Annotated in this window: 21 protein-coding genes; 14 read left to right on the top strand and 7 right to left on the bottom strand. The window is 50.6% G+C overall.

Annotated features, from left to right (window positions below; genetic code table 11):
* Window positions 1-3 precede the first annotated feature (3 nt).
* Window positions 4-2,040 carry a transglutaminase domain-containing protein gene (locus tag ACYVAM_RS16050; protein ID WP_461068714.1) on the bottom strand — a complete coding sequence of 679 codons (2,037 nt, stop codon included), beginning with the start codon at window positions 2,038-2,040 and terminating at the stop codon, window positions 4-6.
* A gap of 203 nt (window positions 2,041-2,243) precedes the next feature.
* Here ACYVAM_RS16050 and aat point away from each other — a divergent pair, with 203 nt between their 5' ends.
* Genes aat through ACYVAM_RS16025 form a run of 5 tightly spaced genes read left to right on the top strand, consistent with a single transcriptional unit; the run spans window position 2,244 to window position 5,897 of the window.
* Window positions 2,244-2,867: a leucyl/phenylalanyl-tRNA--protein transferase gene (gene aat / locus ACYVAM_RS16045; RefSeq protein WP_461068712.1), complete on the top strand. Its 624-nt coding sequence runs from the start codon at window positions 2,244-2,246 to the stop codon at window positions 2,865-2,867.
* 40 nt (window positions 2,868-2,907) lie between these two features.
* Window positions 2,908-3,942 (top strand): glutamate 5-kinase, encoded by a 1,035-nt coding sequence (gene proB / locus ACYVAM_RS16040; RefSeq protein ID WP_461068710.1) that lies wholly within the window; start codon window positions 2,908-2,910, stop codon window positions 3,940-3,942.
* Between the two features lie 42 nt (window positions 3,943-3,984).
* Window positions 3,985-4,254 carry a hypothetical protein gene (locus ACYVAM_RS16035; RefSeq protein ID WP_461068708.1) on the top strand — a complete coding sequence of 90 codons (270 nt, stop codon included), beginning with the start codon at window positions 3,985-3,987 and terminating at the stop codon, window positions 4,252-4,254.
* A gap of 30 nt (window positions 4,255-4,284) precedes the next feature.
* Entirely contained in the window at window positions 4,285-4,650 is a 366-nt protein-coding gene (locus ACYVAM_RS16030; protein ID WP_461068706.1) for a toxin-antitoxin system TumE family protein, read from the top strand.
* A complete protein-coding gene (locus ACYVAM_RS16025) occupies window positions 4,647-5,897 on the top strand; it encodes a glutamate-5-semialdehyde dehydrogenase (RefSeq protein ID WP_461068705.1) in 1,251 nt (416 codons plus the stop codon). The genes ACYVAM_RS16030 and ACYVAM_RS16025 overlap by 4 nt, the downstream gene beginning before the upstream one ends.
* Window positions 5,898-5,921: 24 nt before the next feature.
* Here the strand turns inward: ACYVAM_RS16025 and ACYVAM_RS16020 are convergent, their stop codons facing one another.
* Complete coding sequence (locus ACYVAM_RS16020; RefSeq protein ID WP_461068703.1) at window positions 5,922-6,230, bottom strand: hypothetical protein; 309 nt, start codon at window positions 6,228-6,230, stop codon at window positions 5,922-5,924.
* A gap of 268 nt (window positions 6,231-6,498) precedes the next feature.
* On the opposite strand from ACYVAM_RS16020, the gene ACYVAM_RS16015 reads away from it, so the two are divergent.
* On the top strand, window positions 6,499-6,747 hold the full coding sequence (locus tag ACYVAM_RS16015) for a hypothetical protein (RefSeq protein ID WP_461068701.1): 249 nt from the start codon (window positions 6,499-6,501) through the stop codon (window positions 6,745-6,747).
* Between the two features lie 78 nt (window positions 6,748-6,825).
* Here ACYVAM_RS16015 and ACYVAM_RS16010 read toward each other — a convergent pair whose 3' ends face one another.
* The 4 genes from ACYVAM_RS16010 to ACYVAM_RS15995 form a co-directional block, all read right to left on the bottom strand.
* Complete coding sequence (locus tag ACYVAM_RS16010) at window positions 6,826-8,097, bottom strand: replication-associated recombination protein A (RefSeq protein WP_461068699.1); 1,272 nt, start codon at window positions 8,095-8,097, stop codon at window positions 6,826-6,828.
* Window positions 8,098-8,300: 203 nt separating this feature from the next.
* Window positions 8,301-8,900, bottom strand: a complete 600-nt coding sequence (locus ACYVAM_RS16005; protein WP_460938704.1) for an RNA polymerase sigma factor — start codon at window positions 8,898-8,900, stop codon at window positions 8,301-8,303.
* 105 nt (window positions 8,901-9,005) lie between these two features.
* Window positions 9,006-10,667 (bottom strand): adenine deaminase, encoded by a 1,662-nt coding sequence (gene ade / locus ACYVAM_RS16000; RefSeq protein ID WP_461068698.1) that lies wholly within the window; start codon window positions 10,665-10,667, stop codon window positions 9,006-9,008.
* Between the two features lie 4 nt (window positions 10,668-10,671).
* The gene (locus ACYVAM_RS15995) at window positions 10,672-11,820 is read right to left on the bottom strand and encodes an acyltransferase family protein (RefSeq protein WP_461069625.1); all 1,149 of its coding nucleotides are present in this window, start codon (window positions 11,818-11,820) and stop codon (window positions 10,672-10,674) included.
* A 207-nt stretch (window positions 11,821-12,027) separates the two neighbouring features.
* Here ACYVAM_RS15995 and ACYVAM_RS15990 point away from each other — a divergent pair, with 207 nt between their 5' ends.
* The 5 genes from ACYVAM_RS15990 (at window position 12,028) to ACYVAM_RS15970 (ending at window position 17,978) form a co-directional block, all read left to right on the top strand.
* Complete coding sequence (locus ACYVAM_RS15990) at window positions 12,028-13,692, top strand: UxaA family hydrolase (protein WP_461068696.1); 1,665 nt, start codon at window positions 12,028-12,030, stop codon at window positions 13,690-13,692.
* An 81-nt stretch (window positions 13,693-13,773) separates the two neighbouring features.
* The gene (locus tag ACYVAM_RS15985; RefSeq protein WP_461068694.1) at window positions 13,774-14,547 is read left to right on the top strand and encodes an SDR family NAD(P)-dependent oxidoreductase; all 774 of its coding nucleotides are present in this window, start codon (window positions 13,774-13,776) and stop codon (window positions 14,545-14,547) included.
* A 100-nt stretch (window positions 14,548-14,647) separates the two neighbouring features.
* On the top strand, window positions 14,648-15,502 hold the full coding sequence (locus ACYVAM_RS15980) for a fumarylacetoacetate hydrolase family protein (protein WP_461068692.1): 855 nt from the start codon (window positions 14,648-14,650) through the stop codon (window positions 15,500-15,502).
* A gap of 80 nt (window positions 15,503-15,582) precedes the next feature.
* Window positions 15,583-16,413 (top strand): amidohydrolase family protein, encoded by an 831-nt coding sequence (locus ACYVAM_RS15975; protein WP_461068690.1) that lies wholly within the window; start codon window positions 15,583-15,585, stop codon window positions 16,411-16,413.
* Window positions 16,414-16,514: 101 nt separating this feature from the next.
* Window positions 16,515-17,978 (top strand): gluconokinase, encoded by a 1,464-nt coding sequence (locus tag ACYVAM_RS15970; RefSeq protein WP_461068688.1) that lies wholly within the window; start codon window positions 16,515-16,517, stop codon window positions 17,976-17,978.
* Here ACYVAM_RS15970 and ACYVAM_RS15965 read toward each other — a convergent pair.
* Window positions 17,973-18,485 carry a GNAT family N-acetyltransferase gene (locus ACYVAM_RS15965; protein ID WP_461068686.1) on the bottom strand — a complete coding sequence of 171 codons (513 nt, stop codon included), beginning with the start codon at window positions 18,483-18,485 and terminating at the stop codon, window positions 17,973-17,975. The genes ACYVAM_RS15970 and ACYVAM_RS15965 overlap by 6 nt on opposite strands.
* Before the next feature lie 243 nt (window positions 18,486-18,728).
* Between ACYVAM_RS15965 and ACYVAM_RS15960 the strand changes: the two genes are divergently transcribed.
* The 3 genes from ACYVAM_RS15960 (at window position 18,729) to ACYVAM_RS15950 (ending at window position 22,025) form a co-directional block, all read left to right on the top strand.
* Window positions 18,729-19,934: a glycosyltransferase family 4 protein gene (locus ACYVAM_RS15960; protein ID WP_461068684.1), complete on the top strand. Its 1,206-nt coding sequence runs from the start codon at window positions 18,729-18,731 to the stop codon at window positions 19,932-19,934.
* A gap of 124 nt (window positions 19,935-20,058) precedes the next feature.
* Entirely contained in the window at window positions 20,059-21,390 is a 1,332-nt protein-coding gene (locus ACYVAM_RS15955) for a thioredoxin family protein (protein WP_461068682.1), read from the top strand.
* A gap of 68 nt (window positions 21,391-21,458) precedes the next feature.
* Window positions 21,459-22,025, top strand: a complete 567-nt coding sequence (locus tag ACYVAM_RS15950; RefSeq protein ID WP_461068680.1) for a low affinity iron permease family protein — start codon at window positions 21,459-21,461, stop codon at window positions 22,023-22,025.
* Window positions 22,026-22,181: the final 156 nt, after the last annotated feature.

Here is a 22,181-nt window from a genome sequence, read left to right as displayed (position 1 = left end):
CGCTTATTTTTTCTCTGCTACATCGATCCGTTTCAAAACAACCTGCTCGGCGTGTTTTGCCACAATCCGGCTGAACAACTCCCGCAAGGGCCCATATTCGTCGGCTAAAAACTGCGTTTTACGCAGTAGAATACGGCTTATTACCTGAAGCTGATTATCTGCATTAACGACCACCTGATACATAAAACGGCCGCCGTTTTCGGGTAAAACCATCGAGATCGATTTAGGCATTTCCTCTATCTGAAATCCTTTTGGCAAGGTATAGGTAGCCGAGAATGTATCATCGATCAGTACCCCAAAATCAACTGGATAGAGCCGTTCCATTTCCTTAAACGGGCTATTGCCATGGGCTTCGGTCAGCATCGGGCGGAAATAAAGTCGGTCTCCGGCTCTGGAACAGGCTTCGGGTATTGTAATCGTGTACGTTTCATTAAATGATTTGCTCTTTTCATCAGCCCCCGAAAAATCGGCTTTTTCAATCTGCCAGGCCGTCCGTTTCTTCTGAACACTTTCAAGGTATTTCGTCTTTCCCTCAACACTGAACTGTTTGCGGCTTTGCCAGGCACTGTAGCCCCCATGCGAAAGAACAAGTGTGCCAGACACGTCGCCATCGCTGTCGAGCGTATACGAACCGGTATGAACATCGATGTCTCGTTCCACAGGCATCAGCGATATAAACCGGGACTTCGTTGGATGCACAAGCCGGCCGGTTCCGTTCAAACAATGGATGGGCAACATGCCGGGGGCCAGATACACGTCAGTGGCATCAAGTAATAAGTCTTTCCCACCAACGGAAACATGCGCAACTACGTAATTGAATTTTTTTAATAAGGCATATATTTCGTTGATCCGTCCGTGAGAGCGGGTACTCAGAATAACCGGATTGGCGTCAATATCCATCTCCCGCAGCAAAGCGATCAGCATCAGGTTGATATCGGCCGCATCGCCTTTCTTCTCGTCAAATACTTTTTTGATATTGCGTGACCAGAGCGCAGCTTCCTGGTTCCACTTAATGGTCTGACGGATAAAGTCATAGGCGGCCGTGATGCGGCCCAGCGTGTCGGGATACTGACTAACCAATACTTTGGCTTTGTCGCGCAGGAAAGCTGCCCGTTTAAATTGCCCACCAAAGTCAGCGTCGCCAAGTAGGGTTTTATCCATGGCCTCCCAGCCCACCGAAATATTAGTCGTTATGACGCTACCAGCTCCCGGCAACTGATAGCTGGCCAGTTCAAACTCAATCTTGGCCAGGTAATCGTCGTCAGTGGTGATATAGGCCTCATTACGAAACGCCGGAACATTGCCCATAGCAAATCGATAAGCGGATGCCGATACGGACCCCTGGCCAGGCAACAGGTCTACTGTGGTCGTTTTACGAGTATTGACCATAAGAGGGATATACCCATTCTGCAATATTTTGTAATAGAAATAGTCAGGTATAGTGATGCGGTATTCACTCCAGTTGACGGGTATGCTCTGCTGAAATCGCCATGTTTTAGGATTATAACTAATACTGAATGGTGTGCGCAAGGTATACCGATAGTCAATAATAGATCCCTCCCGCACATTGGGCAGGGTGTATTTTTCGATCCAGAACTGATCGGAAGCCCGTTCAGTAAAATGCCCCGTTTTACTCAGTTGGTCAATCGACACGTTCCCATCGACAAGATTATAGGTGTAGCCCTCGAAATCGGTAATCATTTCGTGCTGTCCCGCTTTTCCACGACGCGCCATCAGTTCGATGGTGGCCCGGTCATAGGCTGATTTTTTTCGTATCTGCAATCTGATGTGGTAATGAGATACCAGCCAGAGATTACCACTGTTATTATCAAAGGTGACCTCTCCGTAGTCGTAAAGCATCACGGCTTCAGCGGTAGAGTCTGTGGTGGTGTTGAGAAATTGGTCGGGATTAATCTGGCCAAATTTAATGGCTGGGGCAGGGTCTTTTTCTTTCGCCTTTTGGGCAACCCCAATGGATAGCCCAACAAAGGCAAAGACAACCGTCAGCAGGACGTGCCGGTTAAACAGGAAAGTGAACATAGGTGGTGGGTAAATGTATGCTAATCGGGAAGCAATATATTAGCCAAATGATCAATTCGCACTACATCATGTACGTATATACATTTTATGGTAGTCGTCCTGACGGGCTCCAGGTGCTTTAGCCCCTTATTGGCCGTCCTCCATGGCTATCAAAATAGTCTCTGAATGTTCTATCTTTGCTCAATATACATCCACTTGATTTAATGGATAAGCTAACCGCCGACGATCTCGTTTACGGCTATATTAACGGTATTTTTCCTATGGCCGACGCCGACGGTACGCTTTACTGGTACGCGCCAGACCCCCGTGCCATTATCCCGCTGGCCACGTATAAACCAGCTAAATCGCTTCGTCCGGTTCTTAATCGCAATCAATTCGAGGTTCGCATCAACACCGCGTTTAATGACGTGATGCGCTTTTGTGCGATACCCCGCTCCGACGATGACAGCGTTTGGATTTCGGAGGAAATCATTGACGCCTACACGGAATTGCACCAGATGGGGCTCGCGCACAGTGTAGAAACGTATATAGACGACAGGTTAGTAGGCGGCCTCTATGGCGTGGCGTTGGGCAGTGCTTTTTTCGGCGAATCCATGTTCAATCGGGTAAGTAATGCCTCCAAAGTGGCCTTCCATCACCTGATTCTGATTCTTCGCCAACAACACTTTACCCTACTCGATACCCAATTTATCAACGACAATGTGCGCCGGTATGGCGCCATTGAGATTCCTAAAGCCGACTATCTGAAACAGCTTAAGGCGGCACTGCGCCAGAAAGCCCGTTTTGTGGACCCGTTACCCGCGATTAAGAAAAACCCAGCCAGATGAGTAGCGCGGTGATGCGGCATTGGTCCGTATCTTTGCCGCCATGACAAAGCCCGTTCTTGTACTGAAATTTGGTACGGCGTCCATTACCAAACCCAATGGCGAGCCGAACGAACCCGTAATGGTAGACATTGCCCGGCAGGTGGCCGCCCTGCATCCCTATTATCGAATTGTGTTGGTATCATCGGGGGCTGTTGGCGCCGGAAAAGCATTGATTCGGGAATATCGGGGCGACATTACGCAACGAAAAGCCGCAGCAGCGGTTGGTAACTTACTGTTGCTCAATCAATATTCCCGATTCTTCTCCATTTATGGCATTTCTATTGCCCAGAGCCTGTGCGAACGTCATCACTTTGCCAATCGGGATCAGTTTCTGCAATTAAAGCAGACGTATGAAGAACTCTGGGCCAATGACCTGATTCCAATTGCCAACGAAAACGATGTGGTCAGTAACCGCGAACTCAAGTTTTCGGACAACGACGAACTGGCCACCCTCATTGCGATCGGTTTTGGGGCCGAAGCCCTGATGCTTTGTACATCCGTAGGAGGGCTACTGGACGCTAACAACCAAATAATCAGGCAGGTATCTAACTTTGATGAACGCGTATTCGGTGTTGTCCGAACCGATAAATCATCACTGGGATTAGGCGGTATGGCCTCTAAGCTAACGTTTGCCAAACTGGCGACGCGCATGGGCATTCGGGTCGTTATTTTCGGGTTGAGTGAACCGGATAGTATTAGCCGGGCGTTACGCCGTGAAATTGGTACCGAATTTACACCACAGACCACGGCTCTCTCTGCCCGAAACCGGTGGCTTGGCAGTGGCAGTCTGGCCGTTGGTCGTGTTCAGATTGATGCGGGTGCTGTTCGGGCTTTGCAGCAGCGACGGAGTTTGCTGGCCGTAGGGGTCAAAACGATTGTTGGCGAGTTTGCAACGGGCGAAATGGTTGAAATAATTGCCGAAGATCAAACAACGGTGGCCGTAGCCCGCGCCCGAATTTCGTCGGAAACACTGGCGCAACAGCTTAATCAGCAAAACGTTGAGGTTGCCAATGCAAATGATATTGTACTTTTGTAGCTCATTCTTCTTGAGCACCTTTACAGTGAAACGCAATTCGATATGGTACAGGTAACGAAACAATCGGTGCAGCAGTGGATTATGTTTGACTATCTGTCAAAAAAACATCGCTTTCAGTCAACCATAACTATGTTTGAACGTAAATATGGTATGCCACTGGAGCTATTTGAAAAGCGTTTTGAAACTGCGGAAAAAGAGGTTTATGAAGAATGGGACGACTACATAGATTGGAAAGCGGCTCATGAATTTCTACTTCGTTTGAATGTAAAAATTCAGGACATAAAAAACGGCAACATCGAACTTATTGACTAGCCTGGTCAATCCATTATTAGTGTTCTTATCATGCCTGGATTTTTAGATTGGATAAGAGACCATCCCCTTATTCTCTACTTCGACGTGCTAGATTATTACGATATTGACGATGCGACATTATTAAAATTGCGGCTTGTATTGACGGATGGCTCTCTTCTGTTCACGAAAGAGTACTTGGATGAGTCTACCAGAAAATATGCCTTTCAATGGCAAAAAGCTGACAACACATGGTTGATACGTTGGGATAACGTTCCACATTTCCCCAAATTAGCTTCTTTCCCTGATCATAAACACGATTATCGGAAAGGCACAGAAATTGTAACTGATAGCATTGATATCACGCTGACAGAGGTGCTTACCTACATCAACAATCAGCTCACGAACTTGGAATCATGACCCCCATTACACCCCTTCTCCAGGCCACTCAACAGGCCGCAGCCATTGTTCGGCGGCTTAGCCCGGCTCAAAAAACGGACATGCTCAACCGATTGGCCGATGTGCTGACCGAAAACACCGTTGAAATTCTGGCTGAAAACCAGAAAGACCTCGACCGGATGCCAACGTCTGATCCAAAGTATGACCGCCTGAAGCTGACAGCAGCCCGCGTGGCCGACCTGTTAGCAAGTTTGCGTCAGGTAGCGGTTTTGCCCGATCCGGCGGGTGAGGTCGTGCTGGAACGTAGTATCGAGCAGGGGCTTCAGCTAAAGAAAATTACCGTACCATTGGGTGTGGTTGGGGTTATTTACGAAGCGCGTCCGAATGTAACCGTCGATGTGGCATCGGTATGTCTGCGGTCAGGAAATGCCTGCGTTCTGAAAGGCGGTAAAGAAGCCGACTATTCCAATCGGTACCTGATCAGTCTGATTCAGCAAGTGTTGGTTGAATTTGATGTACCGAAAGCCGCCGTTACGCTGCTCCCCCCCGACCGGGCTGTGGTGAATGAACTGCTGACGGCCACGCGCTACGTCGACATTATTATTCCGCGCGGCTCGGAGTCGCTCATTCAGTTTGTCCGTAAAAACTCGCTGGTGCCAACCATTGAAACGGGCGCCGGTGTCTGCCACACATACGTTGAGGAAAGTGCCGATCTGGACAAAGCCGTTGCCATTGTTGTCAACGCCCGCGTTTCCCGGCCATCGGTCTGTAATTCGCTTGATTGTGTTCTGGTCGATGAAACCATCGCCGGCCGGTTTCTACCCATGTTAACTGCCGACTTTGCCAAATGGAACGTTGAAGTTTTCGCCGATGAAACGGCTTATCCAATTTTCGAAAAAGTGGGTTACACGAATCTACAGCACGCTCAGCAAGAAGATTTCGGCCGTGAGTTCTTAGACTATAAATGTGCCGTAAAAGTGGTAGCGGATCTGGACGAAGCGCTGTCTCACTTACAAACGTATTCTTCACGCCATTCGGAAGCCATTTTGTCGCAGAATCAGGCGCACATTGATCGGTTCCTGTTCGAGGTCGATGCGGCTGCCGTTTACGCGAATGCTTCCACTCGGTTTACCGACGGTGGCGTCTTTGGCCTCGGTGCCGAAATTGGCATCTCGACCCAAAAACTCCACGCTCGTGGGCCATTCGCCCTCGAAAAGCTGGTAACTGAAAAATGGATCGTTGTGGGCGACGGTCAGGTACGGTGGTGATTTCGAGGTTGCGACCTTTGCTTATTATAAGCAACCGCAAGTAGACGCAACCGTAGCAGGCCCTGGCCGTAACGCATACGTAGTTACAACCGAATTCATTGAATAACTGATTGTCAATGTATTGCCATCGTTCGATAATTCACCCTTCACGATGGCTGGTACACTGGCGAAGCCAGCCCCGTTGAATGTAAAAAAATCGGCTTTAACGGAAAACTGCTTCTTTTTACTGAGTTCGATTTTTGGAAGGATCACGTAAGCGCAGCAGAGGCCACTCAAGCGAAAGCCCTGTGGATCGGGTGCCAGTTGAATGCTACCCTGGGACCAAGTATCCATAGGCAGAGGATCTTTGGGACTGCAACTTGCCAAGGATATCCACAGTACAAAACCTAGTAGCGAACTTAATTTAGCAGTCATCGTATGTTGGCTCTGGTGTAGAAAATTAAACCCAGCCAATAGCTAGACCCCTATCGTACGATTCTGGTTGGAAAATTAGTCAAGATTCCCAGATAAAAGATATTAACACTATTTATATACCACAGCTATAGTTTACTTAATAGATCATTTACTTTTATCAAAATTTACAACCTACCATTCTGGTTTTATGATTGACACCTATGCCGCCATTTTTGGTGATCTAGCGGATGCGTATGTGAAAGTACACAATCTAATTCCGGATGATAACACGCATCTTTTCAGAATATCTTCAGTGGGGCCTTATCTGGATTTACTACCGATGTTATCCATTTTCCAGACCCACGGCGTCACCCTCGATCAGTTTGTTGTCGAAGCTACTCCAGAGGGAGTTACGGTAGCGGTTCTGGTTCGCGATAGTGCTTATCCTTTACCCTGATCACTCGTCAGCTTCTTAAAATAGGGCCTGGTAAAAGGAAAGCCTCTTATGGGGTACGCGTTTTACGCCAACATTTTCCTAATACCCATACCAGTCACCCCACCATTTCTGTAAACTCCGGCGTATCTCGGCTTCACGGGCATTATGGCCGGGATCATAAAGTTTGCGCCCTTTCAACTCATCAGGCAGGAAGTTCTGGAGGGCAAAGTTGCCTTCGTAGCCGTGGGCATATTGATACTCCTTCCCGTAGCCAATCTCTTTCATCAATTTTGTCGGGGCGTTTCGCAAATGCAGGGGTACGGGTAAGTGTGCGGTTTGTTCAGCCAGCGCAATGGCCTCGTTGATGGCCACATAACTCGCATTACTCTTGGGCGACGTTGCCAGATACACCGCCACCTGCGATAGAATGATCCGGCCTTCCGGCATACCAATCGCCCGAATGGCCTGCACCGCTTCCGACGCCATAATCAGGGCTGTGGGATTGGCGTTACCAATATCTTCGGAGGCCATGATCAGCATCCGGCGGGCAATAAAGACGGGGTCTTCACCAGCCACGATCATGCGGGCCATCCAATATAAGGCCGCGTTTGGATCCGAGCCACGCAGAGATTTGATAAAGGCAGAGATAATATCGTAATGCTGCTCGCCCGATTTATCATAGCGAGCAATATTCTGTTGCGCAACGGCGGTTACACCCTCATCGGTAATGATCAACGGGTCGGCAGACACGTGCGCCGAAGCCACTAGTTCCAGTAGATTAAGCAGTTTACGCCCATCGCCACCCGACAGCCGTAAGAGTGCATCGTAGGATTCGACCGTAATTTGTTTCGATTGGAGGAACGTATCCTGCGCAATGGCCCGGTCGATCAGTTGAATCAACTCCTCCCGATTGAGTCCTTCCAATATGTAAACCTGGCAACGTGACAACAGGGCGCTGTTTACCTCGAAAGAAGGGTTTTCAGTGGTGGCACCGATAAGGGTAATCTGCCCTTTTTCGACAGCTCCGAGCAGGGCGTCCTGCTGGCTTTTGTTGAATCGGTGAATTTCATCAATGAATACCACCGGTGAAAACAGGCCACCGGGACGACTCAACACCTCCCGAATTTCCTTAACGCCTGAATTGATAGCGCTCAGCGCAATGAAAGGGCGTTTAACAGCCTCGGCCAGTAGTAACGCCAGCGTTGTTTTGCCGACGCCCGGCGGCCCCCACAAAATCATGGAGGGCAAACGCCCGGATTCTACGGCTCGCCGGAGAGCACCCGACGGACCAATGAGTTTGCGTTGACCAATTACATCATCGAGAACGCGGGGACGAACCCGCTCAGGTAAGGGCGTTGAGTCTGTATTCATTCAGCGAAGTTACCCGAACCGCGGAGTCTTTACAAGACAGAATCCGGTTATAAACCCCGTTATAGTGGCCCTGGCATATTGACTTGCTTAGCCAGGGGTTGGCGGGTGAGTAAGCTCCGGTCAGCTCTCGAAAGATGACAAAGAAAAATCCCGACAACTGGCGGGCAGCGATCGGGATTAGAAAAGTTCAGGGTTATACGGCGTCAGAGTGACACATTTTCAAGCGTGACATAACGCTTGAGGTTACTCATGGCACCAAAGATCAGGTTATAAACGGATTGGATATTGATTTCCATGAGCGACGAAATTTCCTCATTGCTCATGTTCTGAAAATACCGAAGGTGAACAGCTTCACGCTGACGGCGGGGAAGTTTGTCGAGGGCCTGATGCAGGCAATCCGTCATAAACGAATCTTCCTCGTGGGCAATCAACAGGTTTTCGTGCGATGGATCAGCACCAGGCAACGTATCGCCAACACGCCGGCCATTGATCATATCGTCCTGACTAACTAGCTTCTGCTCAGCCGTTAAGTGCCGAACCAGTTTGCGTTTGATGGAGGCCATCAGGTAAAAACGTACGGAGGTTGTTGGGCCAATGGTCGTACGGTGTTTCCACAATTCAACAAATAGGTCGTGGATGCAATCTTTGATTAAGGCGCGGTCAGTAGCAAAGTGGGCGCAGTAGTGGTAGAGAGTTTGAACATAATTTTGGTACAATCGGGCAAACGCATTTTCATCGCCACCGCGAAACTGATTCCAGAGGGTTTCGTCGTCGGGGCCGGTTTGGGAGCGTGAGCGAGCCATAGTCGGGATGTGAGAGATTAAGGTTAGGAATAGCCTTGAGGAGTGTAAACGTACCCATAAAAAATAGAATTTAAAACAGTTAGCAAATAAAATTTTTTAATGGGGCTATTTAACTATTTGAAGAGGGGTAAATTGAAACGTTTGCCCATCAAATAATCCTTTATCACTTAGTTTTAGCGAAGGAATAACAAGTAGCGCCATAAAGGACAGGGTCATAAAAGGAGCTGCCAGAGTGCTTCCCAACACGTGCTTGGCAAACTGGTCCAGAGCTGTATACTGATCGGCTACTTCATACCCATCCGCATCGGTCATCAGTCCCGCCACCGGTAGCTGCAACAGCATAGATTCGCCTGCTTCATGTTCACGACTTCCTCCTACGGCCGATAAGCCTCCCTTTGCCTCAATGACCAGATTGACCGCCCGGCATATACTCTCATCATCGCAGCCAACGGCCGTAATATTATGCGAATCATGTCCAACAGATGACGCGATAGCGCCCTGTTTCAGCCCCACATTTTTAATGAAGGCGACCGCCGGGGGCGCATTCTGGTACCGATTAACCACAACCAGTTTAAGGAGATCACGGGCCGTGTCGGGTACGATTTGCCCATTCTCGATTCGAGCCTCCTCCTGTAATTCATTCGTAATGAGCTGTCCATCAAGCGCTTCGATGACCCGAATGAGGGTCTCCCCTTTTGATAGATCAGCTTCTACCGCAAAGTCGGCTGGAGTTTTGGGCGAGCAGCTAAATTGATTGACATGCTCACTTCGCAAATCCGGGATCATCGACTGACCATTCTGGGCGACAATCTCCCCGTTAATGACGGTTTGCTGTACGCGAAATTCGCTCAAATCAGCAACCAAAATGTAGTCGGCGGGGTCGCCTTCGCGCAAAAGCCCCACCGGTAACCGATAATGAAGCACCGGATTCAGGCAAGCCGCCCGTAAGACCTGCCAAAGCGAATGGCCTTTTCCCAACGCCCGCACCACCAGTTGGTTGATGTGCCCTTCGGCCAGGGTATCGGGGTGCTTGTCATCCGAACAGAACATGATCTGCGTTGGGAACTCGGCCAGCAGCGGGATGAGCGCTTCGAAATTACGAGCCGCGCTCCCCTCCCGAATCAGAATATTCATGCCCCGCTGCGCCTTGTCCAGCCCTTCCTCGTAGGTAAAACATTCATGATCGGTGCTGATATCGGCATCTATGTACCGCTGTGCATCATCGCCAGTCAGGCCGGGGGCATGGCCATCGACAGGTTTATTGAACGCTTTGGCCAGGGCAATCTTCGCCATCATGTCGGGGTCTTCGTGCAGCACGCCCGGAAAGTTCATCACCTCGGCCAGGTATCCAATTTCTTTCATGGCCAGTAAAGCTCTGACATCCTGGGCGCTGATCGTTGCACCCGCAGTCTCAAAGGGCGTGGCAGGCACGCACGAAGGGGCCCCGAACATAAACTTAAACGGCACGCGACGGCCTTCCTCAACCATGTAATTGACGCCCGCAACGCCTAACACATTCCCGATCTCGTGCGGGTCCGAGACGGTTGCGACCGTGCCATGCACCACTGCCAGCCTCGCAAACTGCGGAGGTGTCAGCAACGAGCTTTCTACGTGGACATGTGCATCCACAAAGCCCGGCAACACATACGGTTCGCCGGGGCGTTCAGCACCTAACCGATCTATCTGGGCAATACGACCATTTTCAACCGAGATCGTACCGTAAAAAATTGTCTGATCGAACAGATTCAGAATATTAGCGCTGAGCATGGGGTTAAATACGAATAAAGAGTTTCCGACGGTACATCCACCGAAGAATGAGGTAAAAGATGCCTAATGTGACCAGACCCACCAGTAGTTGTTCATAGGCTGGCCCAAGTATCCGAAAAGGCCCCTGTCCCAAATGGGTGTAAAGCGACGTAATAATGAACCGGTCAATCAAGTGCACCAGGCAATAAATGGCAATGGAATTCATGCCGACAACGATGAGAGGAAAGGCCCAACTTCGCTTATTGGCCACATCGATAACCGCATAGAAGAGAGCAAGCAGCCAGAAACACCAGCCCCCGCTGAACAGCACCCAGGCGGGGGTCCAAATGCGCTTCACAATCGGACAAATGCCCAAAACATGCAGGATAAGGCCAGCGGCCAAGCCAATGGCCCCAGCGATCAGAAACCGCTTCACGAGCTCGCGCGGTGCTATCCCCGACCGCAGCCACCGACCAGCCACCAGACCCAGCAACATGGTAGCTAACGTTGGAATGAAACTGAGCGTGGCATACCCGCCCCCGTTGAACAGAAACGGCTTTTCGCGGGGAAACAGATTGAGAAACCAGGTATCGAACGCCCAGGCCAGGTTGCTGTTTTTGTTGAAATGAGCCATCAGCCCGCTATACTGCTCCGGCCAGTCGGCCGGAACGCCGACAGATGCATACGGGAAATCAGCACCGGGTGCGGGGTAGAGAACAAAGGCCAGCCAATAGCCGACCAGAATGGCAATCAGTGCTATCCAGACAGTTCGGGCGTTTGCCTTTCCCAGCAAAAACAGGAAGGGATAGCCAAGGCCGATTTGCGTCAGGGTGTCTTCAAACGTAAAGTTGGTTTGGCTGGCGTGCGTTGATCGCAAAAAAATCCCCAGCAAAATCAGGATCAGTGACCGACGTAGCGCCCGCCCAAATTGCGCGGTAGCCGAATGTCCCAGCTCAGCCCGGCTGGCCATCGAATACGGCAGCGCCACCCCGACCAGAAACGAGAACGACGGCTGAATAAGGTCGTGAAGCGAACAGCCCGCCCACGCAACATGGCTCTGATGATGAGCCAGAAAGGCCCAAAAAATACTATTGGGAAACGCTTCGTGTAGTTTCTCGAATTGCAGCATTTCGGCTGCCATCAGTGTCATCACAAAGCCCCGATAGGCATCCATGGACATCAGACGACCAGGCCACGCATGGCCGGTGGCAAAGCCGGTTTGGGTAGTAGACAACGATGGGGGCATGATTAAGGTAGGAATTCAAGTGTCAAAACTTGGCATTGGCCGCCACATTCGCAACAGAGTTGACCAAAGTTTTTGCCGGAGGTGGTATATTTATGTCCATTTCGACTTACCGAATTATAACTTCTTTATTCTCAGATGCCTGCCCGTGTATTAAAAGTTCATCCTGCCGATAACGTCATTGTTGCCTTGCGAAATCTGGATGCCGGAGAACGAATTGAGTTCGATAATACGGTTTATGATTTACCCTATGCCGTTGGCGCCAAGCACAAATTTGTAACCGAAGATCGGCAACCCGGCGATCCAATTACCATGTATGGTGTATTAGTCGGCAAAGCTACTCAAGCCATTCGCCGGGGGGAACCCATCACGACGTTTAATCTGAAGCATGACGCCGACCGCTATGGGCTCGATAAAAAACAACCCTACGCCTGGCAACCACCCAATGTTTCGGCCTGGGCCGATCGGACGTTTATGGGGTACCACCGGGCCGACGGCAGCGTTGGAACGCGCAACTATTGGCTGGTTGTGCCCCTGGTCTTCTGCGAAAACCGGAATGTTCTCATTCTCAAAGATGCCTTTGAGCGCGAGCTGGGCTATGCGCAACCCGACACCTACCGAACGCAGGTGCATGAACTGCTGAGTCTTTACAAAGCCGGTGAAATGGATATTGCAAAAAAAATGCAGCCCTTCGTCGACGAGTCGCAGATTAAAACCATTCACCACCAGCAAAATCGCCCCTTCAACCACATCGATGGCATTAAATTCCTGACCCACGAAATGGGTTGTGGCGGCACCCGGCAGGACTCAGGCTATCTGTGCTCGTTATTGGCGGGGTTCATCAACAATCCCAATGTGGCCGGGGCCACGGTGCTTAGTTTAGGTTGTCAGCATTTGCAGGTCGATATGATTTCAGCCGAGATCAAACGGCAAAATCCGAAATTCAACAAACCGCTGCTTTTATTTGAACAACAGGCCGGTACGGAATATGCGCTGATGTCGCAGGCCGTAAAAGAGACATTTCTTGGTTTGGTCGAAGTCAATAAACTCGAACGGAAGCCCGCCCCCCTCAGTGCCTTAACGGTTGGATTGAAATGTGGTGGTTCCGACGGATTTTCCGGCATTTCGGCCAACCCCGCCCTCGGTCAGCTCTCCGACATCATTGTGACCTTAGGTGGTAAAACGGTTCTGGCCGAATTTCCCGAACTCAACGGGGTGGAGCAGGAATTGATCAACCGCACGGACGATACCGCCAAAGCGCAAAAGTTCATTACGCTAATGGGCGATTACTCGGCGCAGGCCGAAGCTGCCGGATCCGGATTTGACATGAATCCATCACCGGGCAATATCAAAGATGGCCTGATTACGGATGCCATCAAATCGGCCGGGGCGGCTAAAAAAGGAGGCACCGCACCCGTCGCCGATGTGCTGGACTATGCCGAACCAGCCACCGCTCCCGGCCTTAGCTTGCTCTGCACGCCGGGCAACGACGTTGAAGCCACAACGGGTATGGCCGGATCAGGCACCAATGTTATCGTTTTCACAACGGGACTCGGCACACCGACCGGCAACCCCGTTTGCCCCGTCGTGAAGGTTTCGACCAATACGATTCTCAAAAACCGGATGCCCGATGTGATCGACTTCGATAGTGGCCCCGTTATTGATGGCGAGCAAAGCATCGAACAAAACGCCCACGCCATGCTCGAGTACATTATCCGGCTGGCGTCGGGTGAAGAGATTACCCAGGCAGAACGGCTGGGTCAGGACGATTTCATTCCCTGGAAACGGGGCGTTTCACTATAATTTTGAATGACTGAATGATTGACTAAGCTGTCCGTAGACTATTCAATCATTCAATCATTCAGTCTTTGAATCATTTTCTTTATGTTCTCTCTCAAAAATAAAACGGCGCTTGTTACAGGCGGGGCCAGCGGTATCGGACTGGCTATTTCTCAGGCGTTTGCCCAGGCGGGTGCCAGCGTGCATATTCTGGAAATCAATGGAGACCTGGCCCAGCAGGTTGCTAACGACATTACCGCAACCGGCGGACAAGCACAGGCGCATACGATCGATGTGTCGAACCAGGCGCAGGTGGTCGACTTGGTTGGGAAAATTGCTCAGCAATCGCCCATTCACATTCTAGTCAACAACGCGGGAGTCGCCCACATTGGCAAGGCCGACACGACGGAAGAAGCGGACTTCGACCGGATTTTCCGCATCAACATCAAGGGCGTCTATAACTGCCTGTATGCTACCATTCCGCACATGAAGGCCAATGGCGGTGGGGTAATTTTGAATATGGCCTCGGTAGCGGCCTCGGTGGGCATTCCGGACCGGTTCGCTTATTCCATGAGCAAAGGGGCCGTGCTGACCATGACGTTATCGGTGGCGAAAGATTACCTGAGCGACAATATCCGGTGTAACTGCATTTCGCCCGCGCGGGTCCATACGCCGTTCGTCGATGGGTTTCTGGCCAAAACCTATCCGGGTCAGGAAGCCGAAATGTTCGAAAAATTGTCGAAAACGCAGCCCATAGGCCGTATGGCCGAACCCAACGAAGTAGGCGCATTGGCGCTGTATTTATGTTCCGACGAAGCCGGTTTCACGACCGGCTGCGACTATCCGCTGGATGGCGGTTTTATCCGGCTGAATAATTAATCCTGATCCCGTTTACTTTTCATCGTATGGGCCACGTTTTAACCAGAATGGTTAAACTTGCGGCCTAATCTACTTTTCGTTCAAAGAATCTCTCTCCTGCATGAAACTCTTCCGCTTCGGCTCGCCCGATCACGAACATCCTGGTGTTGTATTACCCACTGGCCAGCACATTGACGTCACCCACTTTGGCGAAGATTACGACGAATCGTTCTTTGCCACCAACGGCCCCGAACGACTTACCCACTGGCTTTCGGCGCATGCCCAAAATTGTCCCGAAGTGTCGACCGATACACGCTTTGGCCCCTGTGTGAAGCGCCCCTCAAAAATCGTTTGCGTTGGCCTGAACTATGCCAAACATGCAGCAGAGACGAATGCGCCCAGCCCGGCAGAGCCTATTTTATTCTTCAAATCGACAACGGCCCTTTGCGGACCGAATGACAACGTAGTGATCCCGAAACGGTCCGAAAAAACGGACTGGGAAGTCGAACTGGCCATCATCATTGGCAAACGGGCCAGCTATGTCGAACTGGACGACGCTATGGACTACATTGCGGGCTATGCGCTGCACAACGACTACAGCGAACGCGCCTGGCAACTGGAACGGGGCGGGCAATGGGTGAAAGGCAAAAGTGCCGATACCTTCGCGCCCCTGGGGCCTTACCTGGTTACGACCGAGGAAGTACCCAATCCAAACGCGCTGAATCTGTGGCTCAAGATCAATGGGGAAGAATTACAGAACTCCAACACCGACGATATGATTTTCAACGTACCGACGCTGGTCAGTTATATCAGTCAGTTCATGACGCTGCTGCCCGGTGATGTTATTTCGACGGGTACGCCAGCCGGCGTCGGCCTGGGCCTGAAACCCCAGCGTTACCTCAAACCCGGCGACGTAGTTGAGTTAGGCATCGAGGGGCTGGGTGAGCAGAAACAAACCGCAGTAGCATTCGTCTGAACCACGATTTGTGTGATTTTATAGATTTTCATGATTCCTTGGCAATCATGAAAATCATTCCAATCAATTAAATCCCGGTTATGACAATTGATGCTCACCAACATTTCTGGCATTTTGATCCGGTGCGGGATAGCTGGATTACGGATGACATGGCTACCCTTCGACGGGATTTCCTGCCTGCCGACCTGGAGCCAATTCTGCAACAAAATGGCATAGACGGCTGCGTAGCGGTTCAGGCATCGCAATCGGAGGCCGAAACGATCTTTCTGGTTCGCATGGCGCAAGCCTACGACATCATTAAAGGCGTCGTAGGCTGGGTCGATTTGCAGTCAGCGCAACTGCCCGACCGCTTACAGGCGTTGTCGCAATACCCCGAGATTAAGGGGTATCGGCACGTAGCCCAGGCCGAGCCGGATGATTTCCTGACGCGGCCGGCCGTAGTGGAGGGCATTCGTCAGCTCGCCAGCTTTGGGCTGACCTACGACATTCTGATCTACCCAACGCAACTGAAGGCCGCCCTGCATCTGGTACGAAGCGTTCCTGAAGTTTCTTTTGTGATCGACCATTTGGCCAAACCCTACATCAAGAAACGGGAGATTAGCCGCTGGTCGAATTTCATGGCGGAGATTGCCAAAAACAAACATGTTTCCTGTAAACTATCGGGCATGGTTACCGAAGGTGACTGGCTGGACTGGAGTAAAAAAGATTTCTTCCCCTACATGGATGTCATCTTCGAGACTTTTGGTCCTGACCGGATCATGTTCGGCTCCGACTGGCCGGTCTGTCTGGTAGCCGCCAATTACACGCAAGTGAAAACGTTGGTTGACGAATACGTCAGCAATTGGGGCGAGGAGGTTCGGGCAAAAGTTTTCGGGGCGAATGCTGTATCTTTTTACAAGTTGCCTGACTAGTAGTGCTCTTCCTGTTTAAACCTATAAGGTTTTAGAAACCGCTCCGGCGGCCCTTATAGGTTTTTAAAACGTCGTGTCTGACTTTTTTGATTTCCTACCTTATGGATTGTTTCGTTGGCGTTGATGTCGGCACTACCAATATAAAAGCACTGGCTATGCCATCGGACCTGAGCCAGATTCTGGCCCACGCGTCTGTCTCGCTTACGACCCTCGCCCCTCAGCACGGCTATGCCGAACAGGACCCCGTCGAGATTTGGTCGGCTTTCATTCAGGTCATTACTGAAGTGAACAAGGAGCTAACGCAGGCCGGTCACGCCATTACGCACGTCGCCTTCTGCACGGCTATGCACAGTCTGCTGCCCATGGATGCCGACGGATCGCCACTGGGCAATGCCATTCTTTGGTCCGACAACCGGGCCGAAGAACAGGCCAACACCTTACGAAGCACCCAGGCCGATCTGGGGAAAGCGATTTATGCCGAAACGGGCACGCCCCTTCATCCCATGATTCCGCTTTGTAAGTTGGCCTGGATGCGTGAAAATGATCCGCGTGTACTGCGCCGGACGGCCCACTTCGGGTCGATCAAAGAGTTTTTATGGCACAAATTAACGGGTGAATTTGAAGTCGATTTTTCCATTGCCACCGCCACGGGGCTTTTCAATGAGAGTAAACGCGACTGGAGCGCACTGGCCATGAAGTTTGCCGGTGTTCGGGCCGATCAGTTATCGACACCGGTTGCCACAACCCACCAGCGACCGTATCAGCCCCGTCCAGAAACGACCGATACGGGCTTGCCAGCTGGCATTTCGCTGCTGATCGGCGCATCGGATGGGTGCCTGGCCAACCTGGGCGCGGGCGCGATCAAAAAAGGGACAGCCACACTCACGATTGGCACGAGTGGGGCCATCCGGCAAACCGTTCGCAAACCACTGCGTGATGCCGAAGCCCGTTTGTTTTGCTACTACCTCGATGAAGGCTATTATGTGGTTGGCGGACCGACCAATAATGGTGGTAACGTGCTGGAATGGGTAACCGAAAAGCTCACTCAACAGGATACAGATGCCGTTTTAACCGAAGCCGCAACGGTTCCGCCCGGCTCTGACGGGCTGTTGTTTCTTCCCTATCTTCAGGGCGAACGCGCCCCCCTCTGGAATGCGTCGGTACGGGGGGCTTATGTGCAGGTAGACTGGCTCCATACGCGGGCCCATTTTGTTCGGGCGGCCCTGGAAGGTGTTCTTTTCAACCTACTCAGCATAAATGAATTATTAACAGACCATACCGGACCCGCCCGGGTTATCCACGCCAATGGCGGCTTTGCCCAGTCGGATCTATGGGTGCAAATGCTGGCTGATATGGCCGGTATTCCGGTTCGGCTCAACGCCAGCAACGAAAGCGGCTCAATGGGCGCTATCCTGCTCACGCTAAAGGCAACGGGCGTCGTAAAAACGCTTGATGAAGCTGCCGAGCGAGTGGCTTTTGGCCGTACGTTCCAACCTGATCTGGACCGGCATACGACTTATCGAAAAGCCTTCACAAAATGGGAGGAAGCCCTGAAAAAGCTATAGCTCAGCCGGTGGTGGACCAAACAACAGACTCTCTTCGCTATCGGCCCTAACGCTAATGGTACGCTCGAAACGAAGGCCTAATTTTTCGAGAAGGCGAATCGAATATAGATTGGCAGGCAGTGTGATTCCCACGATGCGCGTCAGTCCCAGAATGTCCTGCGCGTATTTCATTACCGCCGTAGCCGATTCGAATCCATACCCTTTACCAGCGTAGTTGGGCAGAAACGCAAATCCGATGTCAGGGTCGTTCAGCATATCACGCTTAAATAAACCACAGAGACCAATGGGCTGCCCATTGGTCTTTAGTTTTACCAGGTATGGCCCAAACCCATGCTGTTTATAACTGTTAAGGGCTCCATCCGAAATATAGCTCTGCGCATCCGTTAGCGTTCGAACGCCCCTGTCGCCAATGAATTGAATCCACGAAGGCATATTGAGCAGTTCGAAAACAAAGGAAGCATCATCAATAGAAAATTTGTCAAGTACTAAACGCTCTGTCTCAATCATAGTAACCAGGAAAGCTTAAAAAGAACATATAAGAGACTACTATCAACTTAAATTTACTTCATATATCTACGAAAGCATAAACAGGTAATACACGTAAAAATTCACCCTGCCAGGTCAGAAAACAAAAACTGACGAAAAAGAAAGTATACAGTCTAATAGTTAAACCATTGCGTGTATCAGCCGATTAGCAAACGAACCCTATTCGCTTTACCACCGGCCTGGCACATAGAGCTACCCATAAATATGACCACCAGAATAAAAGTACTTCTAGCCATTCGTCAGGGGCAAATTGGCGGAGGTGAAAGTCATGTGCTCAATTTAGTACACTTTTTAAACAAGGAACAATTTGAACCAATTGTCCTGTCGTTCACGCCCGGCCCCATGGTCGATAAGCTTAGAGAAAGCGGGATAGCCACTCACGTCATCGAAGGAAAAAGCCCGTTCAATTTCCACGTCTGGAAACAGGTAAAAGCGTTGTTGCTGGACGAGAAAATCGACCTGATACACGCCCACGGCACCCGGGCAAACATGAACATCATCTGGGCGGCTAAACAGTGCACGATTCCCGTCATTTATACCGTACACGGCTGGTCGTTTCATTCGGATCAATCGTTTCTGGTACGAACGGCCCGGATCATCGCCGAACGTAAGCTGACCCGCTGGTCTCACTTAACCATCACTGTATCGGATTCTAACCACAAGACGGGCCAGCAACTGATTAAAGGCTTTCAGTCGAGCGTAATTTTTAACGGAATTGACATGACGCGCTTCCGTCGGAATCAACCGTTCAAGGATGTTCGGACGCCCTATAATATACCCGCCAGCCATACAGTTGTCGTTTTTATGGCCCGCATGACGGTACAGAAAGATCCGATTACGATGCTAAAGGCGTTCAAATACGTGGCCGATCAACATCAGGATATTACGCTGCTCTTGATTGGCCAGGGCGATCTGGACCAGGATGTGCTGAACACTATTGACCAGAATGGGCTTCAGAAACGCGTTGTCCGCGATGGTTTTCGGCTCGACGTTGCCGACGTACTCAATGCCAGTGATATTTATTGCCTGCCTTCTCACTGGGAAGGCCAGCCCATTGGCTTGATCGAGGCAATGGCCATGGGCAAAGCGGTCATCGCGACGCATGTAGATGGGTCGAAAGAATTAGTGCAGGACGGTGTCAATGGCCTTTTGATCGATCCGCAGCAGCCCAGGCAATTAGCCAACGCGATAGAACGGCTCCATACGGATCATCAACTGCGAGAGAAAGTAGCTGAACAAGCTTATCACCTTAGCCGGGAGCGCTATGATGCAGCCTTTATGGCTGGCTATATCGAAGATGCCTACATGACAGTAGTCGCCAGCGATTACTCTCGGCCTACTTCTACCCAGCGAAATCCACTCAGAAAAGATGACATGGCTAGTTTAGAAACGCAGGAGACCGTTGTTTAATGGCCTCCTGTTTGTTGAAACAATGTTCGCCGGATAGAGCATAACTTCTTTGCGTTAACCCGAAACGTCCGTTACCCTTCTGCTTAAAAGCGTTATCTTTCCCCTCAGGAAATAACTTGCTTGAATGAAATCACTAGGGTTAAGGCTGTCATTGGGTCTCATGATGGTTGTGAGCGTTGGCATGTTGGGTCGGGCGGGGGCCATCCCGACCAACGAGCCACCAGGCATCACATTTTTTAAAGGGTCCTGGAAAGAAGTGCTGACCGAAGCGAAACGCCAGAACAAACCCATTTTTCTGGATGTATTTACGACTTGGTGCCCTCCCTGCAAGCGAATGGCGAAGGAAGCCTTTCCCAATACCCGGGTAGGCGCCAAATTCAATGTCCATTTCATTAACTATCAGCTGGATGCCGAACAAGGGGAAGGCATCACCATTGCGAAACAATATGCGGTAGCCAGCTACCCGACGGCGCTGTATATAACGCCAGACGGTGGGCTCGTTCACCGATCGGTGGGCTATGGAGGAGTTAACGCGATGATGGATCAGGCCGATCTTGTCTTGGCCACTCATCAATTGAAAATAACCCTCGCCAAAGGAGACAAAGATTATGCGAATGGCAAACGAGACCCGGACTTCCTGAAACGTTACCTGAAAACCCGGCAATCGCTCAACCGTCCCACCCATGATGTGCTGGATGCTTACCTGGACGCCCTGCCCGAATCGGAACGGACAACCACCGAAACCACAGCCTTGGTAGCCGATGCGCTTCAATCATCCGACACAAAGGCGTTTGACTACCTGATCAAAAATCGCCCCTCTCTGTTATCGTCTGATCTCACGAAACAAAGTCTGGCGCGGGCTAGTAGCGGAGCCATTGACCGCGTACTCGACAACGAGTTCATACGGGCCTGCGCCACCAATAACGAAGCTCTTCTGGAAACGGTAATTACCAACAGTGAGCGAAATGCGGCCGCGGCAAATCCATTTATGGTACGGTCGGATGCTCAGAAACAGGAAGCTGCCACCACCTATCGGCTGAAATTTTATAAAGCAACCAAAAATTTTGTGAAATACCGGGCAATCGCTGAGCCTGTCGTGCAGAACCAGCTGATGAGCCAATCAGTCGGTGAGGTACAGAAAACGGATTCGGCAAGCGCTGTCCGAATGAAGAATATGATGGCTTCGTTACCTGACTCCCTCAGAAATAGAATCAATACCCAGCTGAACGACACGCAGATGATGAGCAAACCTATGTCGTGGAAAGTCGCGTATTCACTTCATGAAATTGCCAGTACGTATTTGGCACTGGGTACATCACCCGCCGACTGGAACCCGGCACTGACGTGGGTCGAACGGTCGATTGCGTTATATCGAACGCCGGAATACGAAACCACTTATGCTGATCTGCTCAAAAAACTGGGCCGAACAAACGATGCCCGCAACGAGCAGAAATAAAGCCTACATCTTATTTGTCGTTCAGAACACTCACGGACCAGAACCTCGTTAAATTACTTACCAAGATCATGAATACGAATTCATTCACCAGACACTTCGAGAAATTCGCGTCCAAAGCCACGCAGGCCACAGGCTCCTCAACGGCGTTCCTGCTGGCTCTGGCCACAATTGTTATCTGGGTTATCACCGGCCCTATTTTTGGCTATTCGGATACATGGCAACTCGTCATCAACACAGGCACGACCATCATTACGTTTCTGATGGTTTTCCTGATCCAGAAGTCGCAGAATAAAGATTCCATGGCCATGCAGCTCAAACTCAACGAACTGATTGCGGTGAATACCAAAGCCAGTAATCGCCTGTTGAATGTCGAAGATCTGACCGAAGCCGAACTACATGCACTGCACCAGTTTTTCGGCAAACTCGTTGAAAGGGCAAAAACCGAAACGAATCTATCCGAGTCACACTCGGTCGAAGAGGCCGAAGACATCCACGAAGACAAAATTGAAGCCTTACAGGAAAGGCAGGCTGCCCGCCGGAAAGAGCGACCAACCCGGCAGCCCGACTTACCAAATAACAGGCAATCCGGACAACGACGAGCAGGCAGGAAAAAGACCGACGACAAAAGCTCGTAGACGAATACCTTATCCGGTTATAAAACAATTTTATCGTCTTTGGCCTTATTATTGTTTTGGCAAGAAAACCAGCTATTGACCTTACGCCAAAATACAGGAATCCGCTATAATATCGTTAACAGGGTTCTGGCACCCTTTTTTCGCTAGCCTTACCGC

It is taken from the genome of Spirosoma horti (assembly GCF_054776595.1).
Note: the sequence above shows the minus strand (reverse complement) of the source record. Positions and strands in the feature narration are given on the sequence as shown.